Source organism: Streptomyces colwelliae (assembly GCF_048158785.1).
Taxonomy (GTDB): domain Bacteria; phylum Actinomycetota; class Actinomycetes; order Streptomycetales; family Streptomycetaceae; genus Streptomyces.
On sequence record NZ_JBLTJC010001090.1, the window covers coordinates 1 to 380 of the forward strand.

The 380-nt window shown below is 63.4% G+C and carries 1 protein-coding gene; it reads right to left on the reverse strand.

Annotated features, from left to right (window positions below; all coding sequences use genetic code 11):
* On the reverse strand, positions 1 to 188 hold a 188-nt coding region (locus tag ACNFOC_RS55960; RefSeq protein WP_416966520.1), incomplete at its 3' end, for a glucokinase.
* Positions 189 to 380 lie beyond the last annotated feature (192 nt).

Here is a 380-nt window from a genome sequence, read left to right on the forward strand (position 1 = left end):
GCTCGGCCGGGCCGCCCGGCGCCCGCCCGGCGCGCAAGAACATCGGCGATCGCTTCCCGGACGGTGGGGAAGTCTGCGACCTTGACGTAGTCGATAGGGCCCATTCCATCGCCCTGGCTCAGGGCGAACCGCGCATTGGTGCCGCCGATATCGGCGAGAAGAATCTGTCCTGTCTTGCCGATACTCATGACCCCATGGTTGCCGCGGCTTCACAGGCCGTCGGGAACCTCCGCCTCCAGTCCTGATCCGATCCGCGATTTGCGGATAGGCTCCGAGAATCCTCGCTTGCTTGTTCCTAGTCAACACGGACGAAGCCAAACCGTTGCATCAAGAGCAGATTGGTGCGCGAGATCGTGCGCGATGCCCGTAAGGTCCGTGGT